The sequence below is a fragment of the Citrobacter sp. CtB7.12 genome (assembly GCF_001297795.1).
GTDB lineage: Bacteria > Pseudomonadota > Gammaproteobacteria > Enterobacterales > Enterobacteriaceae > Citrobacter_A > Citrobacter_A amalonaticus.
The window spans coordinates 185,934-204,277 of record NZ_LIFT01000005.1 but is presented as its reverse complement, the minus strand read 5'-3'; the positions used below and the strand labels follow the sequence as shown (position 1 = coordinate 204,277).

Here is an 18,344-nt window from a genome sequence, read left to right as displayed (position 1 = left end):
GAGGTTCGAGATGGCGTTATTAAATGTAGATAAATTATCGGTGCATTTCGGCGATGTTGGTTCCGAATTTCGCGCCGTAGACCGCATCAGCTACAGTGTGAATCAGGGCGAAGTGGTTGGTATTGTCGGTGAGTCAGGCTCAGGAAAATCGGTCAGTTCGCTGGCGATTATGGGGCTGATTGATTATCCAGGCCGCGTGATGGCGGAAAATCTGCTGTTCAACGGCCAGGACCTGAAGCGTATTTCTGAGAAAGAGCGCCGTAATCTGGTTGGCGCCGAAGTGGCGATGATTTTCCAGGACCCGATGACCAGCCTGAATCCGTGCTACACCGTCGGTTTCCAGATTATGGAAGCGATCAAGGTGCATCAGGGTGGTAACAAGCAAACCCGTCGTCAGCGGGCGATTGACCTGCTGAACCAGGTGGGGATCCCCGATCCGGCCTCGCGTCTGGACGTGTATCCGCATCAGCTTTCCGGTGGGATGAGCCAGCGCGTGATGATCGCGATGGCAATTGCCTGTCGACCGAAGCTGTTGATTGCCGATGAACCGACGACGGCGCTGGACGTGACCATCCAGGCGCAAATCATCGAGCTGCTGCTGGAACTGCAGCAGAAAGAGAACATGGCGTTGGTGCTCATCACTCATGACCTGGCGCTGGTGGCGGAAGCCGCGCACAAAATCATTGTCATGTACGCCGGTCAGGTGGTGGAAACGGGGGCGGCGCATGATATTTTCCGCGCGCCGCGTCATCCTTACACCCAGGCGTTGCTGCGCGCGTTGCCGGAGTTTGCTCAGGATAAAGCGCGACTGGCCTCACTGTCTGGCGTGGTGCCGGGGAAATATGACCGCCCGTTGGGCTGTCTGCTGAACCCGCGTTGCCCCTATGCAACGGACAAATGCCGCAGTGAAGAACCTGAACTGGCCCTGCTGGATGGCGGTCGTCAGTCGAAATGTCATTACCCACTCGATGATGCCGGGAGGCCCACACTATGAGTACGCATGAGGCCACCTCGCAACAACCGCTGTTGCAGGCGATCGACCTGAAAAAACACTACCCGGTGAAGAAGGGAATTTTCTCTCCTGAACGTCTGGTGAAAGCGCTCGATGGGGTCTCTTTTACCCTTGAACGCGGCAAAACGCTGGCGGTAGTGGGCGAATCCGGCTGCGGGAAATCCACGCTTGGCCGTCTGCTGACGATGATTGAAACGCCGACCGGCGGTGAACTGTATTACCAGGGACAGGATCTGCTTAAGCACGATCCGCATGCGCAGAAACTGCGTCGGCAGAAAATCCAGATTGTGTTCCAGAACCCGTATGGTTCACTGAATCCGCGTAAGAAAGTGGGTCAGATTCTGGAAGAGCCACTGCTGATCAACACTTCGCTGAGCAAAGAGCAGCGCCGTGAAAAAGCGCTGGCGATGATGGCGAAAGTGGGGCTGAAAACCGAGCATTACGATCGCTATCCGCACATGTTCTCCGGCGGTCAGCGCCAGCGTATCGCCATTGCCCGTGGGCTGATGCTCGATCCGGATGTGGTGATTGCCGATGAACCGGTCTCTGCGCTCGATGTTTCTGTCCGTGCGCAGGTGCTGAACCTGATGATGGATTTGCAGCAGGAACTGGGGCTGTCCTACGTCTTTATCTCCCACGACCTGTCGGTCGTCGAACACATTGCGGATGAAGTGATGGTGATGTACTTAGGCCGTTGTGTGGAGAAGGGGACGAAGGATCAGATCTTCAATAATCCGCGTCACCCGTATACCCAGGCACTGCTCTCTGCCACGCCGCGTCTGAATCCGGACGAACGCCGCGAGCGCATCAAACTGACCGGCGAGCTGCCCAGCCCGCTGAATCCGCCGCCGGGTTGCGCCTTCAACGCCCGCTGCCGTCGTCGCTTCGGCCCCTGCACCCAGTTGCAGCCGCAGTTGAAAGACTACGACGGTCAACTGGTCGCCTGTTTTGCGGTTGACCAGGATGAGAACCCGCAGAAGACAGCGATCTGACAAAAGTGCCTGATGGCGGCTTCGCTTTACCTGGCCTACGGTGATTTGTAGGCCAGGTAAGGCATTTACTCGATCAGCTTCAGTAGCGGCGACAAACAGAGCAAAACGCCGTACAGCAAAATCAGCCAGCTTTTCAGGCCGCGCAGTTTTTCCAACTGGCTGACTTTATAAATCAGGAAGAACGGAATCAGGCAGGAGACGATCCCGTACAGCGGGCTGCCGAGCTGGAAGAACACCAGCACGGAGACGCGGAACGAAACCCAAATCACCAGCGTGGTGACAATAAACGCGCAAATACCCAGCGTAATGATGCGCGGAGGAATATTTCCGACGTTAACGATGCGCCCCAGTACATTCAAAATGATGCCCTTCATCGCCTCGTGGAACCCCAGGTAGATCCCAAAGAACGCCGTCAGCACCGCAAAGATATTCAGCACCGTCGAGGTGATGTGGATAATCGGGCCTGGAATAACCTGTGCGGCTAACGCCAGCGCCGAAATGTTTTGCTCAAAGGCGGAGACCGCCTCCTCGTGGGTGATGGAGAAGGTAAACGAGAAGGAGAAAAACAGGATCACCGCAATGAGCGTGATATAGCTGATACGGTGCGTGCGAATCGCCATACGGGTTGCCAGGAGTCTGTCCGCTTCACGTTTGCGATAGGCAATATTCATCGGATTAAGAACCTGAATGAAGACTGCCGAAAAGAAGCAGAACGGAATGGTGAGCAACACGTCGCGAAAGAACACCGAAGCTTGCGGGAAAGCGGTGATATTGCTCAGGTTCCAGTGTGGGATCATCGCCAGTCCAAACACCACGATGATACCGACTTTCACTACCACCATTGGGCCGGAGATTTTAAAAAGCAACTTCTCGCCGCCGGAGGCGATCGCCACCAGCGCCGCAAAAATTGCCACCTTGTAGATCAATGACTGCGAAAGGTCGGCGTCAGTCAGACCGAAGGTGCGAATGTACGACGCGCTGTCGAACACCACGGAAAGCGAGTAAATAAATATGCCGTGGATAATCATCAGGAAGTAGATCACGCCAAGGAAGACGCCCCAGTTTTTCCCCAGGTAATGGCTGATGACATCGGTATAGTCGTTACAGGTTTCGCTCTCGGAGAGCGTTTTCAGGTAGATATCCTGCACGATCCAGGTGGCCGGATAGGCAATCAAAGAGGCGGTAATAAAGACCCAGATGCCTTTTAACCCAATCTGCACCGGCATTAATACCGTTCCTGCGCCAATCGCCATGCCGATGCACAGCAACACCCAGCCAAAATCGTAGCGGGTAAACGGTAAACTCTGCGACGCCGGTTTGCCGGATACGCAGTGATCGGAAAGTGGTGATGTGTCGTGCTGCATGGAGTCCCCTGCCAAAAAGAGCCGTCACGGCTTGATGACCGCGAGGGGACGCAATTCTACAGAAGAGTGTAGGTCTCTGCCAGTTGGCTGATTGCGAGGCGTCGCGCAAAGCGAAAGCATGTTGGATGTCGGGCATGGCGGGTTATCGTAGAATCGGCGGTAAGCCGGTGTTTCCCGGTGAGGCGCAGCGTTGCGGGGGCTTGATCCCTGGCGGCGTGAGTTGCTGGAAAGAGAAAACCCCCGCACGTTGTCTGGTATAAACCTGGCAACTAAACGGGGGCTTACCTTGCACCTCAACGATAGCCGCGAACGGTTGCCATTGCAACACAGGCGGCGATATGGCGTTGACTCAGCCAGGCATGGCTTTCTGGCATGATTTATACCCGTCATACTTCAAGTTGCAGGTGCGTTAGCTGCGCTCGCTAACCCCAGTCACTTACCAGAGAAAGCTCCTGGGGATTCACTCCCTTGCCGCCTTCCTGCAACTCGAATTATTTAGGGTATAGCGGCTCCAGCCATTGCCGGTATCATTGCGGGTATGGTTGTGAACTGGCTACGTAGCAGGAAGTAATGCGCTGATGGGCGTCTGCCTGCCGCAGTGGCAACATGCGCCCGAACCAGGCCGCAAGGGCGATCCTTGCGGCCTTTTTCGTTATTGCGGATATGGCACCCAGTCGCCGCCGTTCAGACGGACGTACGGTTTGTCCTGATACTGGATAACCACCGCGTTGGCGTTTTCCGAGACCACAGCCGTTTGTGGCAGGTTGCTGGTGAGTTTTGCCCAGTCCACGCTGTCTTCGGAGAAGATCTTACCGTCAAGCACGCGTACCACCAGATCAGAAATGGCCAGATAGCTACTTGGCTGATTAATGACGATCGGCGCACCCTGATGCGGCGCTTTCATGCCGAAGAATTTCACGCCAGCCGGGACGTTGGTGATCGAGGGGCTCGGAATATCACGCAGGCCAGAGACCTGCATTCTGTCGCCTTTCAGCGCGCCGCCGTGTTCCGGTACGACAACCACCATTACCTTACGACCCGATTTCTCCAGCTCGGTGAAGAACGCATCCAGTTCATCAAAGAATTTCTGTGCGCGCGCTTTGTAGTCCGCCGTTTTACTGACGCCAGGATAGTGGTTACCGTCGTGGAGCGGCAGGGTGTTGTAGAAAGTGGCGCTACGGGAGTCCTTATCTTTTTCCGTGGTTTCCATCCAGCGCTGTAGCACGGCGGTGTCGTCATACACCGGGGAACCATCAAAGCCCAGCAGCGGCGCAGGTAAGCCTTTCTGATCCATCAGTTCAGCCTGCATGCCGCCATTTTCACGAACCTCTTTCAGGAAGCCGCCGAATTCGCCGTTATGGCCCATCATCAGGTGCTGCGTAAAGCCCAGTTTTGACAGGTTATCAAACAGATAGCATTCATTACCTGCCGGTTGATACAGGTTCGTGTGCGAGGGCTGTCCGCAGCTGGCACGTAGCAGGCGAATCGCCGCCGGGCCACTGTACGACGTGGCGGAATTGAAGTGTTTAAACTGGATATCGAAGTGCGACCAAAGCGGGTGCGACATCAGCCCTGCGGCTTCAATATCGGACCAGGAGAGTGAGCAGATATTGATGACTAACAGTTCAAACGGCTGCGCATCGGCAGGGAGTGCTGATGGGAAAGGCGTTTTGCGCTTCGCTTCCGCATTGTAGAACGTATTCAACCATGCGTTGAGATTCGCCGAGGTCGGCGGTGCGGTTTGTGCCGGGATATCACCAACGACCGGTGCTCCTCCAGCGGTCGCGACCGTTTCTGCTGCCGTACCGCCCGTGGTGGTCACCGTGGTCGTCGGTTGACCCGCCGGCCACAAAGAGAAACTCGGACCCGCCAGCGTCAGGACGTTAAGCCAGACCAGAATCGCCACCACGAAAGCGGTAACCCGAATCCATTGTGATAAAAACAGCCACGCGACCAACAGGACAAACATGGCGCCAATCATCTGCCAGTTGATAAAGCGCGTGGCAAGATCGAGTAAATAGTCCGTGCTAAAGCCTGCCACCTGCGAGCCCTGGCTCATAATACTTTCCGGGCCTGGCAGCCAGGTGTCGTGCCAGAACAGAGCAAAACCGATCGGAATGGCGACCCAGTGACGCATGCGATGCAGGCTGTAACGCGGAATCGGCATCAGCAGGAAGGCCATAAAGACCAGATTCAGCAGCGGGTGAAAATTCAGATAGCCCGCCCAGAGCAGGCCGAACTTGACCAGAAAATAGAAGTTCCAGCCAGAAAGACCGCGCCAGTATTGCCAGAGTGGTGAAGGCAGTGATGCGTTTTGTGTTTGTTGAGTCATTTTTTCGTTGCCCTGGAAATCACCGCGCGGCGCAATGTTCCGGCCGGTTTAACATAACGAGGTTTTGCAAATAACAGCCGGGTCGTATTGCTGATCCGGCGTAGTGAATGGCGCGCCAGATACCCCAGCGGGAAGAAAATCAGTGCACAAACAACGATGATTTGCAGGATATCGCTGATAGTCATCATGATGAGTGCTCCGTTTCATCGTCCAGTAAGCGTAGCGGTTGCGGAATACGCCGCCACGTCTTGCCGTCATGCTCGGCATTGATGACGGGTTTCACGTTCTGGGTCAGCGGCAGCGGTTGTCCCCACTGTTCTGGCGCCAGTAAGCGCATCTGCACCAGCTCAGCGCTGATGAGATTATCTTCAAACCAGACCATGCGGTTAGAGAAGAGATCGCCGGTCGGGAGTGGGAAGATATGATTGAGCGCGGTATCGAGATCGTTCACGCGGCAAAACGACAAGAACAGCACCAGGCGGTTGCCGCCAATAGTGACGATATCGCCGGTACGGTGCGGGCGACACATCGTTAAGGCTTGTTCAACGCGGATACCCGGAACGGGCCGCAGCGCCACCATCACCCCTTTCCCGTCGGCAGGCAGCAGGGTGTTGCTCATCATGTTATTTACCGCTTCACAGAACACGTCCCATTTCTGGAAACCGCGCAGTTTCATCGGCTGGGTCATCGACAACAGCGTCGTGATATCTTCCGGCACGTAGCGACTAAATTGCTGACCCTGAACGCTTTCAATCAGCGTCAGACAGCGCGAGAGTGGCGCGTTCCACGGAATCACCATATTGGCACCGCAGCCTAATAGCAGGCGTTCGTCGGTGGCGCGCAGGCTGGCGATGTTTTCCCGCACAAGGATTTTCAGCGCGCTTCCGCGTTGGCGACGCAGAGTATGGATGCTCCGTGCCAGGGGCTCAATCTGGCTGTTTTGCTGAAGCGAAAAGATCAACGTTGCCGCCTGTGCGGTACGCGCCTCATTGAATAAAGCTTCATTATTATCGAATAATTTCCAGTGCTCGGAGAGTGGCGGCGCCCCTTCCAGCACGGCGACATTACTCAGGATCTGCTTTTCATCGCTACGGGGCTGGATTTCAGCCTCTTCTTTTTGCACCAGTTCCCACTGCCCTTCATGATGGCGGACGGTGAGTTGCTGACGAGCGCTAACCCCTTTTTCATTACACCAGAAGGCAATATCAAACAAATGCTGATCGCCCTGATAGCGCATACTGGCGAGGCCATAAAGCGAGCGATATTCCCCCATTAAAAGAGAGAATTGTTTATCGTTATTATTGCCGGGGTTAAGCACCACTACAGAACAGTGATGGAGACGCGTCCATTTATTCATTTTATCCAGCCACAGACGCAAACGTTCAGCTGGTATATTTTGCCAGCCGTTATTTGCGCAAATAAGAATGAATAAGTAATGCGTCGGGTCCACGGAACACAGCAAATCGCGGGTCATAAATTGTAGACCCTTTTCCGAATTTGGCATGGAAAATAACTGAATTTTTTCCGGACCGTGAGATTCATCTAATTTGAATATCTTCCCGGGATCGCTGCCCATGGAAATGCCCGCGACTTTTGCCGTCCCGGTCTGAAAGGCAATCGTTTGATTCGCCAGGCTGATAGCGTCTTCAACGCGATCGGTGTTAACCCACCAGACTCCGCCGGCTGGCATATGGCGTAGTTCATCCCATAATGATGAGATGCCAATTGAAAATACAGGGTCCACAGCGTTCCTCGGGTCGCTATTTTATCTGTTTATCAGTTTACTAGCGAAAGCTCAGAAATAAACCTAACATTGAAATTAAAACGTATCAGATTTAGCATGTGAATCGATTTGGCGAGCAAGAAGCCTTGTAACATCGGCCTTTCCGATTCCATGACGCGTATTTTCACGAAACAACAAGACAGAAAATGAGCAACATCTGGCCTTGCCGAATTTCGGTGAGAACGAAGCGGAATGCGAAAAGAAAAAATGTTTGAAGCATGGCGAGTCTATTCAAAGGGATAAAACAAAATGTCTGACAACGAACCCGGCACGCAAACTGATTCAACATTGGGCTATACCTTTCAAAACGACTTCCTGGCATTAAGCCAGGCTTTTTCATTGCCAGAATTTGATTACACTGATATTTCCCAGCGTGAACAGCTCGCCGCCGCGATTAAACGCTGGCCGCTGTTGGCTGAATTTGCGCAACAACAATAAGGAAGCCGTGGATGGCCATTCTGGGACTTCAGGGCATACGAGGCGGAGTGGGCACGACGTCGATCGCGGCTGCACTGGCCTGGTCATTGCAATTATTAGGGGAAAACGTTCTGGTTGTGGATACCAGCCCCGATAATTTGTTGCGCCTGTCATTCAACGTCGATTTCTCTCATCGCGACGGCTGGGCCAGAGCGATACTTGATGGTCGTGACTGGCAGGAAGGCGGGATGCGTTATACCTCGCAGCTTGATTTGCTGCCGTTTGGTCAACTGACGGCGCAGGAGCGGGAATATCCTGACCGCTGGCTGGAACGACTGGGCGGCATCGCGGCGGGCATCCGTGCGCTGAAAGAGAGTGGGCGTTACTCATGGATTTTACTGGATCTGCCGCCGGGTTCCGCGCCGTTAACCCGACAACTGGTCAATGAGTGCGACCACACGCTGGCGATTGTCAAAGCCGACACCAACTGCCATGTCCGTTTGCATCAGCAATCGCTGCCGGCGGGCGCGCATATTTTAATTAACGACTTACGTGTTGGCAGCCAGTTGCAGGACGATCTCTACCAGGTCTGGCTACAGAGTCAGCGTCGTCTGCTGCCGATGGTGATTCACCGCGATGAAGCGATGGCTGAGTGCATGGCGGCCAAACAGCCGTTGGGGGAATACCGCAGTGACTCACTGGCCGCAGAAGAAGTGCTGACGCTGGCAAACTGGTGTTTATTACATTACGCAGGTCAAAAAACTCCTGTCGGGAGCGCATCATGAGTGTCCTGTCCCGGTGGTTGCTTATTCCGCCGGTCAGCGCCCGCTTAAGCGAGCGCTATCAGGGTTATCGTCGTCATGGCGCGTCGCCTTTCAGCGCGGCGCTGGGTTGCCTGTGGGTGATTCTCGCATGGGTCTTCATCCCGCTGGAGCACCCGCGCTGGCAGCGTATCCGTGCCGAGCGTAAAGTGCTCTATCCTCATATCAACGCCGCGCGCCCGCGCCCGTTAGATCCTGCCCGTTATGCCATTCAGACCCTCTGGCTGATGGCGACCTCGCCGCGTCAGGAGACGACGCAGCCTCGCTGGCAAACCTTCTCCCGTCTGCAAGGCGTCAGAGGGCGTTATCACCAGTGGATGGATGCGCTACCGGGACGCGTGACGCAAAACACCACGCACCTGGATAAACAAAAAGAGCTTGGTCACCTGAGCTCTGGTGCGCGTCGCTTTATCATCGGGATTATTGTCACTTTTTCGTTGATTCTGGCGCTGATATGCGTGACCCAGCCGTTTAACCCGCTGGCGCAATTCATCTTCCTGATACTGCTGTGGGGCGTTGCGCTGATCGTGCGCCGCATGCCGGGGCGCTTCTCCGCGCTGATGCTGATTGTGCTGTCGCTGACGGTATCGTGCCGCTATATCTGGTGGCGCTATACCTCCACGCTAAACTGGGACGATCCGGTGAGTCTGGTCTGCGGGCTGATCCTGCTGTTTGCCGAAACCTATGCGTGGATTGTGCTGGTGCTGGGTTACTTCCAGGTCGTCTGGCCGCTGAACCGCCAGCCGGTGCCGCTGCCAAAAGATATGTCGCAGTGGCCGTCGGTCGATATCTTTGTGCCGACTTACAACGAAGATCTGCACGTAGTGAAGAACACCATTTACGCGTCGCTGGGTATCGACTGGCCGAAAGATAAGCTCAATATCTGGATCCTCGACGATGGCGGGCGTGAAGAGTTCCGCCAGTTCGCCCAGACCGTGGGGGTGAAATATATCGCCCGTACCACCCATGAGCACGCCAAAGCCGGGAACATTAACAACGCACTGAAATACGCCAAAGGCGAGTTCGTTTCGATCTTTGACTGCGACCACGTGCCGACGCGTTCGTTCCTGCAAATGACGATGGGCTGGTTCCTGAAAGACAAGAAGCTGGCGATGATGCAGACGCCGCACCACTTCTTCTCTCCGGACCCGTTTGAACGTAACCTCGGGCGTTTTCGCAAGACGCCAAACGAAGGCACGCTGTTTTACGGTCTGGTACAGGACGGTAATGACATGTGGGATGCCACCTTCTTCTGCGGTTCTTGTGCGGTGATTCGCCGTAAACCGCTCGATGAAATTGGTGGTATTGCCGTTGAGACGGTGACTGAGGATGCGCATACGTCGCTGCGTCTGCACCGTCGCGGTTATACCTCCGCGTACATGCGCATTCCGCAGGCGGCAGGGCTGGCGACCGAAAGCTTATCTGCTCACATCGGTCAGCGCATTCGCTGGGCGCGCGGGATGGTACAGATTTTCCGGCTCGATAACCCGTTGACCGGCAAGGGGCTGAAGTTCGCTCAGCGATTATGTTACGTCAATGCCATGTTCCACTTCCTGTCAGGTGTTCCACGGCTGATCTTCCTGACCGCTCCGCTGGCGTTCCTGCTACTGCATGCCTATATCATCTATGCGCCCGCGCTGATGATTGCGCTGTTCGTCCTGCCGCACATGGTTCACGCCAGCCTGACCAACTCGAAGATTCAGGGCAAGTACCGCCACTCCTTCTGGAGTGAGATCTACGAAACGGTGCTGGCCTGGTACATTGCGCCGCCGACGCTGGTGGCGCTGATCAACCCGCACAAAGGGAAGTTTAACGTCACTGCAAAGGGTGGACTGGTAGAAGAAGAGTATGTCGACTGGGTGATTTCCCGTCCGTACATCTACCTGGTACTGCTTAACCTGTTCGGTGTGGCGGTCGGCGTCTGGCGTTACTTCTACGGGCCGGAAAACGAAATGCTGACTGTTATCGTCAGCCTGGTGTGGGTGTTCTACAACCTGATTATCCTCGGCGGCGCGGTGGCGGTATCGGTTGAAAGTAAACAGGTTCGCCGCTCACACCGTGTTGAAATTTCTATGCCAGCGGCGATTGCCCGTGAGGACGGACATCTGTTCTCGTGCACCGTCCATGATTTCTCCGACGGCGGTCTGGGGATCAAGATCAACGGTCAGGCCCAGGTGCTGGAGGGGCAGAAGGTGAATTTACTGCTCAAACGCGGCCAGCAGGAATATGTCTTCCCGACACAGGTAGCGCGCGTTTGGGGTGAACAGGTGGGGCTGCAACTGATGCCGCTGACCACCAAACAGCATATCGATTTTGTGCAGTGTACGTTTGCCCGTGCTGATACATGGGCGCTCTGGCAGGACAGCTATCCGGAAGATAAGCCGCTGGAAAGCCTGTTGGATATTCTGAAGCTGGGTTTCCGTGGCTATCGCCATCTTGCGGAATTCTCCCCATCTTCCGTGAAAATAGTTTTCCGGTCTCTGACTTCTCTGGTTTCCTGGGTTGTGTCGTTCATTCCACGCCGTCCGGAGCAGGACGAGGTGGCGGTGCAACAGCCGGATCAGGTTATGGCTCAACAATGATGATAACGCGATGAAAAGAAAACTTTCCTGGATTTGTGCAGTGGCAATGGGGATGAGCGCAATCCCTTCATTCATGACGAATGCGACGCCGGCAACGCAACCATTGATAAACACTGAGCCAACCGTGGCCCCGGCGGCGGCCGCCCCTGCACAGGCAGATGAAAATCAGCCGGTGGGTCAGGTGATGCCGGGCGTTCAGGGAGCTGATGCGCCGATTGTGGCGCAGAATGGCCCATCCCGTGACGTGAAACTGACGTTTGCGCAGATCGCGCCGCCGCCGGGCAGCATGGTGCTGCGTGGCGTGAACCCTAATGGCAGTATTGAATTTGGCATGCGTAGCGATGAAGTGGTCTCCAGAGCCGTGCTGAATCTGGAGTACACCCCGTCGCCGTCCCTGCTGCCGATACAGTCGCAGCTCAAGGTCTATCTGAACGATGAGCTGATGGGCGTGCTGCCGGTCACTCAGGAACAGTTGGGCAAAAAGACGCTGGCGCAAATGCCGATCAACCCATTGTTTATCACCGACTTTAACCGTGTGCGGCTGGAGTTTGTCGGCCACTATCAGCAGGTTTGTGAAAACCCGGCCAGCAGTACGCTGTGGCTGGACGTCGGTCGCAGCAGCATGCTGGACCTCACCTACCAGACGCTGGAAGTGCAAAACGATCTCTCGCACTTCCCGGTACCGTTCTTCGATCCACGCGACAACCGCGCGGTGACGCTGCCCATGGTCTTTGCCGGCTCGCCGGATCGTACCCTGCAACAGGCGGCGTCGATCGTATCGTCCTGGTTTGGTTCCCGGGCGGGCTGGCGAGGCCAGCACTTCCCGGTGCTGTACAACACGCTGCCGGATCGTAATGCGATCGTCTTTGCCACTAACGACAAGCGACCTGATTTCCTGCGTGAACATCCGCCGGTGAAAGCGCCGGTGATCGAAATGATCAGCCATCCGGATAACCCTTACGTGAAACTGCTGGTGGTGTTCGGTCGTGACGACAACGATCTGCTGCAGGCCGCGAAAGGGATCGCCCAGGGCAATATTCTCTTCCGCGGGAGCCGTGTGGAAGTCAACGAGGTGAAACCGCTGCTGCCGCGTAAACCGTACGATGCGCCAAACTGGGTGCGCACCGATCGCCCGGTCACCTTCGGTGAACTGAAAACCTATGAAGAGCAGTTGCAGTCCACCGGGATGGAACCTGCCGCGATCAACGTCTCGCTGAACCTGCCGCCGGATCTCTATCTGCTGCGCAGTACCGGTATTGATATGAATCTCAATTACCGTTACACCACGCCGCCGACCAAAGACAGTTCGCGCATGGATATCAGTCTGAATAACCAGTTCCTGCAAGCCTTTAGTCTGACCAGCAATGAGAAGAGCAATCGTCTGTTGCTGCGTCTGCCGGTGTTGCAAGGACTGCTGGACGGGAAAACGGATGTCGCCATTCCGGCGCTGAAGCTGGGCGCGATGAACCAGTTGCGGTTTAACTTCGAGTACATGAACCCGATGCCGGGCGGCTCGGTTGAAAACTGTATTACCTTCCAGCCGGTGCCGAACCATGTGGTGATTGGCGACGACTCCACCATCGACTTCTCGAAGTACTACCACTTCATAGCGATGCCGGATCTGCGCGCGTTTGCGAACGCGGGCTTCCCGTTCAGCCGCATGGCGGATCTGTCGGAAACCCTCACCGTGATGCCGAAAACGCCGAACGAAGCGCAGATGGAAACACTGCTCGACGCGACAGGCACTATTGGCGCGCAAACCGGCTTCCCGGCGATTAACCTGACTATCACCGATGACAGCAGCCAGATTCAGGGCAAAGATGCGGACATCCTGATTATCGGCTCGATCCCGGACAAACTGAAAGACGACAAGCGTATCGACCTGCTGGTTCAGGCGGCAGAAAGCTGGGTGAAAACCCCAATGCGCCAGACGACGTTCCCGAGCATCATGCCGGATGAAGCCGATCGCAAAGCGGATGCGCAGGCGACGGTAACGTCGAGTGGACCGATGGCAGCGGTCGTCGGCTTCCAGTCGCCGTTTCACGATCAGCGTAGCGTGGTGGCGCTGCTGGCGGATAGTCCGCGCGGCTATGAGTTGCTGAACCAGGCCATCAATGACAGCGGCAAACGGGCGGCGATGTTTGGTTCCGTCTCGGTGATCCGTGAATCTGGCGTGAGCAGTTTACGCGTCGGCGAGATCTACTATGTGGGTCACCTGCCGTGGTTTGAACGTCTGTGGTACGCGCTGGCTAACCATCCGGTGCTGTTAGCGGTGCTGGCGGCGATCAGTGTGGTATTACTGGCCTGGGTGCTGTGGCGTCTGCTGCGCATCATCAGTCGCCGCCGTCTCGATCCGGATCATGAGTGATAAATAATGAACGCGTTGCGAAGTGGGATAGTCATGGTGTTAATGCTGGCCGCGCTGAGTGTACAGGCGGCCTGTACCTGGCCTGAGTGGGATCACTTTAAAAAGGATTACATCAGTCAGGAAGGGCGGGTGATTGATCCCAGCGACGCACGCAAAATCACCACCTCGGAAGGGCAAAGCTATGCGATGTTCTTTGCCCTCGCCGCTAACGATCGCCAGGCTTTTGATACGCTGCTGGCATGGACAGAGAATAATCTGGCACAAGGTTCACTAAAAGATCATCTGCCCGCCTGGCTGTGGGGGCAGAAAGATCCCTCCACCTGGGCGGTGCTGGATAGCAACTCTGCTTCTGACGGTGATATCTGGATCGCGTGGTCGCTGCTGGAGGCGGGACGCTTGTGGAAAGAACCGCGCTATACCGAGATCGGCAAAGCCTTGTTGAAACGCATTGCCAGCGAAGAAGTGGTGACGGTGCCGGGGCTGGGCTCCATGCTGTTACCAGGCAAGATTGGTTTTGCCGACGCCAACACCTGGCGCTTTAATCCGAGCTATCTGCCACCGCAGCTGGCGCAGTATTTCACCCGTTTCGGTGCACCATGGTCCACTCTGCGTGAAACCAACCAGCGACTGCTGTCAGAAACGGCGCCGAAAGGTTTCTCACCGGACTGGGTTCGTTACGAGAAAAACAAAGGCTGGCAACTGAAGGCAGAGAAAACGCTGATCAGCAGTTACGACGCGATTCGCGTCTATCTGTGGGTGGGCATGATGCATGACGGCGACCCGCAGAAAGCACGGCTGCTGGCAAAATTCAAACCGATGGCAACCCTGACAACTAAAAACGGTCTCCCGCCGGAGAAAGTGGACGTCGCCAGCGGCAAAGCGCAGGGCAATGGCCCGGTAGGCTTTTCTGCGGCCTTACTGCCTTTCCTGCAAAACCGCGACGCACAAGCGGTGCAGCGACAGCGCGTAACAGACCATTTCCCCGGCAGCGATGCCTATTACAGCTACGTGCTAACCCTCTTCGGACAAGGGTGGGATCAGCATCGTTATCGCTTCACCGCCAAAGGTGAGTTACTACCTGACTGGGGCCAGGAATGCGCAAGTTCAAATTAAGTTTACTCGGGGTTTCACTCGGCATTGCCCTGATGCCCTTTGCCGACGCCGCGCCGTCGGCGCAACAGCAGTTGCTGGAGCAGGTGCGGCTGGGAGAAGCAACGCACCGTGAAGATCTGGTGCGCCAGTCGCTCTATCGCCTCGAACTGATGGACCCGAATAATCCTGACGTCATTGCCGCTCGCTTTCGTTACCTGCTGCGTCAGGGCGATAACGACGGCGCGCAGAAACAGCTTGATCGACTTTCTCAGTTAGCGCCGGGCTCTAATGCCTATAAATCGTCGCAAACCACCATGCTGTTAGCGACGCCGGATGGGCGTCAGTCGTTACAGCAAGCGCGTCTACAGGCGACAACCGGGCATGCCGAAGAGGCGGTTGCCGCCTATGATAAGTTATTCAAGGGCAACCCGCCGGAAGGCGACCTGGAAGTGGAGTACTGGAGCGCGGTGGCAAAAATTCCGGCCCGCCGCAATCAGGCGATTAATCAGCTCAAGGCGATTAACGCCCGCAGTCCGGGCAATAACACATTGCAAAATACGCTGGCACAGCTGTTGTTTGATAACGATCGCCCGGCCGAAGGCTTTGTGGTTCTGGAGCAGATGGCGAAATCCAACACCGGGCGGAATGCCGCGTCCACGATCTGGTACACCCAGATCAAAGATCTGCCGGTCAGCGATGCCAGCGTGAAGGCACTGCAAAAATACCTCACGGTATTCAGTGAGGGGGACAGCGTGGCTGCGGCACGCAGTAAGCTTAGCGAACAGCAAAAACAGCTTTCCGATCCGACATTCCGCGCGCGTGCGCAGGGGCTGGCGGCAGTCGACGCAGGCCAGGGCGGACGGGCGGTTTCAGAATTACAGCAGGCGGTGAGAGCCAACCAAAACGACAGCGAAGCCGTGGGTGCACTGGGGCAGGCCTACTCTCAGCGAGGCGATCGCGCCAGCGCCGTTGCGCAGTTTAAGAAAGCGCTGGCGATGGATCCGCAGAGCGGGAGTCGCAGCAAGTGGGAAAGCCTGCTGAAAGTGAACAGTTACTGGCTGGCGATTCAACAGGGCGATGCCGCGCTCAAAGCCAACAATATTGACCAGGCTGAACGTCTCTATCAACAGGCCAGAAACATCGACAATACCGACAGCTATGCGGTACTGGGGCTGGGCGATGCAGCAATGTCGCGGAAAGATTATCCGACTGCCGAGCGCTATTACCAGCAGACGCTGCGCATGGACAGCGGCAATACCAATGCCGTACGCGGTCTGGCAAACCTCTATCGCGCGCAGTCGCCGGAGAAAGCTTCCGCGTTTATTGCCACGCTCTCTGCCAGCCAGCGTCGCAGCATTGATGATATTGAACGCGGACTGGAAAACGATCGTCTGGCGCAGCAGGCCGAAACGCTGGAGAACCAGGGCAACTGGGCACAGGCCGCGGAACTGCAACGCCGCCGACTGGCGCTGGATCCGGGGAGCGTCTGGATAACCTATCGTCTGTCACGCGATCTATGGCAGGCCGGGCAGCGTAGTCAGGCTGATGCGCAGATGAGCGCGCTGGCGCGTCAGAAACCCAACGATCCGGAACAGGTGTATGCGTATGGGCTGTACCTGTCCGGCAATGATCAGGATCGGGCGGCGTTGGCGCATATCAACAGCCTGCCGCGCAGTCAGTGGAACAGTAACATTCAGGAACTGGCCGATCGCCTGCAAAGCAACCAGGTGCTGGAAACGGCGAATCGTCTGCGCGACAGCGGCCGGGAAGCCGAGGCTGAAGCGCTGTTACGCCAACAGCCTGCCTCCACCCGTCTCGATTTAACGCTGGCCGACTGGGCGCAGCAGCGCGGGGAATACAATGCGGCGCGAGGTTCATACGACGCCGTGCTGGCGCGCGAACCGGATAACGTCGATGCGATGCTGGGGCTGACGGAAGTGTACATCGCCCAGGGCGACAAGCCTGCCGCGCGAGCGCAACTGGCAAAACTGCCCGCAACGCAGACGCCGTCAATCAACATGCAGCGGCGAATCGCACTGGCACAAATGCAGCTTGGCGATACCGCTGCGGCACAACAGACCTTCAATACGTTGATTCCGCAGGCCAAAGCGCAGCCGCCATCAATGGAAAGCGCAATGGTGCTGCGTGACGCCGCGCATTTCCAGGCGCAGAGCGGCGAGCCGCAACAGGCGCTGGATACGTACAAAGATGCGATGGTGGCGTCCGGTATTACGCCAACGCGTCCGCAGGATAATGACACCTTTACCCGTCTGACCCGTAACGATGAAAAAGATGACTGGCTGAAGCGTGGCGTGCGCAGCGATGCGGCGGATTTGTATCGTCAACAGGATCTGAACGTCACGCTGGAGCATGACTACTGGGGATCGAGCGGTACCGGCGGCTATTCTGATCTAAAAGCGCATACCACTATGTTGCATGTGGATGCGCCGTATTCGGACGGTCGTATGTTCTTCCGTACCGATCTGGTCAACATGAATGCAGGTAGCTTCTCGACTGATGACAATGGTCGCTACAAGAATAACTGGGGCACCTGTACGCTGGAAGACTGTAGCGGCAGTCGCAGCCAGTCGGACACGGGGGCGAGCGTCGCCGTTGGCTGGAAGAATGACACCTGGAGTTGGGATATCGGCACCACGCCGATGGGCTTCAACGTTGTCGATGTGGTCGGCGGCGTCAGTTACAGCAATGACATTGGGCCGTTGGGTTATACCCTGAACGCGCACCGCCGTCCGATTTCCAGTTCGCTGCTGGCCTTTGGCGGACAGAAAGATGCGCAGAGCCACAACGGTGACAGCAACGACGTCAACACCGGTAAAAAATGGGGTGGCGTTCGTGCCGATGGCGGCGGGATTAGCCTCAGCTACGACAAAGGTGAAGCCAACGGCGTCTGGGCTTCACTCGGCGCCGATCGGTTAACCGGGAAAAATGTCGAGGATAACTGGCGCGTCCGGTGGATGACGGGTTACTACTACAAGATCATCAACGAGAATAATCGCCGTGTCACCGTAGGTCTGAACAATATGATCTGGCACTACGACAAAGACCTGAGCGGTTATTCGCTGGGCCACGGTGGCTACTACAGTCCGCAGGAATACCTGTCCTTCGCGGTGCCGGTAATGTGGCGTCAGCGGACGGAAAACTGGTCCTGGGAACTGGGCGGTTCGGTTTCCTGGTCGCATTCGCGCACCAAAACCATGCCGCGTTATCCGTTGTTGAATCTGATTCCGTCGGATTACCACCAGGAAGCCATCGACCAAACTAACGGTGGTGGAAGCAGCCAGGGCTTTGGTTATACCGCGCGGGCGCTGATTGAGCGTCGGGTGACCTCGAACTGGTTTGTCGGGACCGCGGTGGATATTCAACAGGCAAAAGACTACGCGCCTAGCCATTTACTGCTGTATGTTCGTTATTCCGCCGCAGGCTGGCAGGGCGATATGGATTTACCGCCGCAGCCGCTGGTGCCTTACGCGGACTGGTAATCAGAAAAATCCTTTTCAGACACAGCCTCTCTCAATGCCGCCGCGATCGGGTATACTCGGGCGGCAATCTGGGATATCCGG

The 18,344-nt window shown here is 56.2% G+C and carries 12 protein-coding genes and 1 pseudogene; 9 read left to right on the top strand and 4 right to left on the bottom strand.

Going from position 1 to position 18,344, the window contains the following annotated elements:
• Positions 1 to 10: 10 nt before the first annotated feature.
• A complete protein-coding gene (dppD, locus tag AOY24_RS09065) occupies positions 11 to 994 on the top strand; it encodes a dipeptide ABC transporter ATP-binding protein (RefSeq protein WP_054176511.1) in 984 nt (327 codons plus the stop codon).
• Positions 991 to 2,004: a dipeptide ABC transporter ATP-binding subunit DppF gene (dppF, locus tag AOY24_RS09060; RefSeq protein WP_042998553.1), complete on the top strand. Its 1,014-nt coding sequence runs from the start codon at positions 991 to 993 to the stop codon at positions 2,002 to 2,004. The genes dppD and dppF overlap by 4 nt, the downstream gene beginning before the upstream one ends.
• A 65-nt stretch (positions 2,005 to 2,069) precedes the next feature.
• Here dppF and AOY24_RS09055 read toward each other — a convergent pair whose 3' ends face one another.
• Complete coding sequence (locus AOY24_RS09055) at positions 2,070 to 3,368, bottom strand: amino acid permease (protein ID WP_054176510.1); 1,299 nt, start codon at positions 3,366 to 3,368, stop codon at positions 2,070 to 2,072.
• 502 nt (positions 3,369 to 3,870) lie between these two features.
• Between AOY24_RS09055 and AOY24_RS24845 the strand changes: the two are divergent.
• A pseudogene (locus AOY24_RS24845) lies at positions 3,871 to 3,939 on the top strand (type I toxin-antitoxin system toxin Ldr family protein); the annotation flags it as partial.
• 81 nt (positions 3,940 to 4,020) lie between these two features.
• On the opposite strand, the gene bcsG reads toward AOY24_RS24845, so the two are convergent.
• Genes bcsG through bcsE form a run of 3 tightly spaced genes read right to left on the bottom strand, consistent with a single transcriptional unit; the run spans position 4,021 to position 7,444 of the window.
• Positions 4,021 to 5,700 carry a cellulose biosynthesis protein BcsG gene (gene bcsG / locus AOY24_RS09050; RefSeq protein ID WP_044253740.1) on the bottom strand — a complete coding sequence of 560 codons (1,680 nt, stop codon included), beginning with the start codon at positions 5,698 to 5,700 and terminating at the stop codon, positions 4,021 to 4,023.
• A complete protein-coding gene (gene bcsF, locus AOY24_RS09045) occupies positions 5,697 to 5,888 on the bottom strand; it encodes a cellulose biosynthesis protein BcsF (protein ID WP_042998550.1) in 192 nt (63 codons plus the stop codon). The genes bcsG and bcsF overlap by 4 nt, the downstream gene beginning before the upstream one ends.
• Positions 5,885 to 7,444 carry a cellulose biosynthesis c-di-GMP-binding protein BcsE gene (bcsE, locus tag AOY24_RS09040; RefSeq protein WP_042998549.1) on the bottom strand — a complete coding sequence of 520 codons (1,560 nt, stop codon included), beginning with the start codon at positions 7,442 to 7,444 and terminating at the stop codon, positions 5,885 to 5,887. The genes bcsF and bcsE overlap by 4 nt, the downstream gene beginning before the upstream one ends.
• Before the next feature lie 288 nt (positions 7,445 to 7,732).
• Between bcsE and bcsR the strand changes: the two genes are divergently transcribed.
• The 6 genes from bcsR to bcsC are packed head-to-tail and all read left to right on the top strand — an operon-like array spanning position 7,733 to position 18,263.
• A complete protein-coding gene (bcsR, locus tag AOY24_RS09035; RefSeq protein ID WP_042323607.1) occupies positions 7,733 to 7,921 on the top strand; it encodes a cellulose biosynthesis protein BcsR in 189 nt (62 codons plus the stop codon).
• An 11-nt stretch (positions 7,922 to 7,932) separates the two neighbouring features.
• A complete protein-coding gene (gene bcsQ / locus AOY24_RS09030; protein WP_044267245.1) occupies positions 7,933 to 8,685 on the top strand; it encodes a cellulose biosynthesis protein BcsQ in 753 nt (250 codons plus the stop codon).
• A complete protein-coding gene (gene bcsA / locus AOY24_RS09025; RefSeq protein ID WP_044267246.1) occupies positions 8,682 to 11,303 on the top strand; it encodes a UDP-forming cellulose synthase catalytic subunit in 2,622 nt (873 codons plus the stop codon). Before bcsQ ends, bcsA begins: the two co-directional genes overlap by 4 nt.
• Before the next feature lie 10 nt (positions 11,304 to 11,313).
• Positions 11,314 to 13,671, top strand: a complete 2,358-nt coding sequence (bcsB, locus tag AOY24_RS09020; protein ID WP_054176509.1) for a cellulose biosynthesis cyclic di-GMP-binding regulatory protein BcsB — start codon at positions 11,314 to 11,316, stop codon at positions 13,669 to 13,671.
• A gap of 6 nt (positions 13,672 to 13,677) precedes the next feature.
• The gene (bcsZ, locus tag AOY24_RS09015) at positions 13,678 to 14,784 is read left to right on the top strand and encodes a cellulose synthase complex periplasmic endoglucanase BcsZ (protein ID WP_044267251.1); all 1,107 of its coding nucleotides are present in this window, start codon (positions 13,678 to 13,680) and stop codon (positions 14,782 to 14,784) included.
• Entirely contained in the window at positions 14,766 to 18,263 is a 3,498-nt protein-coding gene (gene bcsC / locus AOY24_RS09010; RefSeq protein WP_044267254.1) for a cellulose synthase complex outer membrane protein BcsC, read from the top strand. Before bcsZ ends, bcsC begins: the two co-directional genes overlap by 19 nt.
• The last annotated feature ends 81 nt before the right edge of the window (positions 18,264 to 18,344 follow it).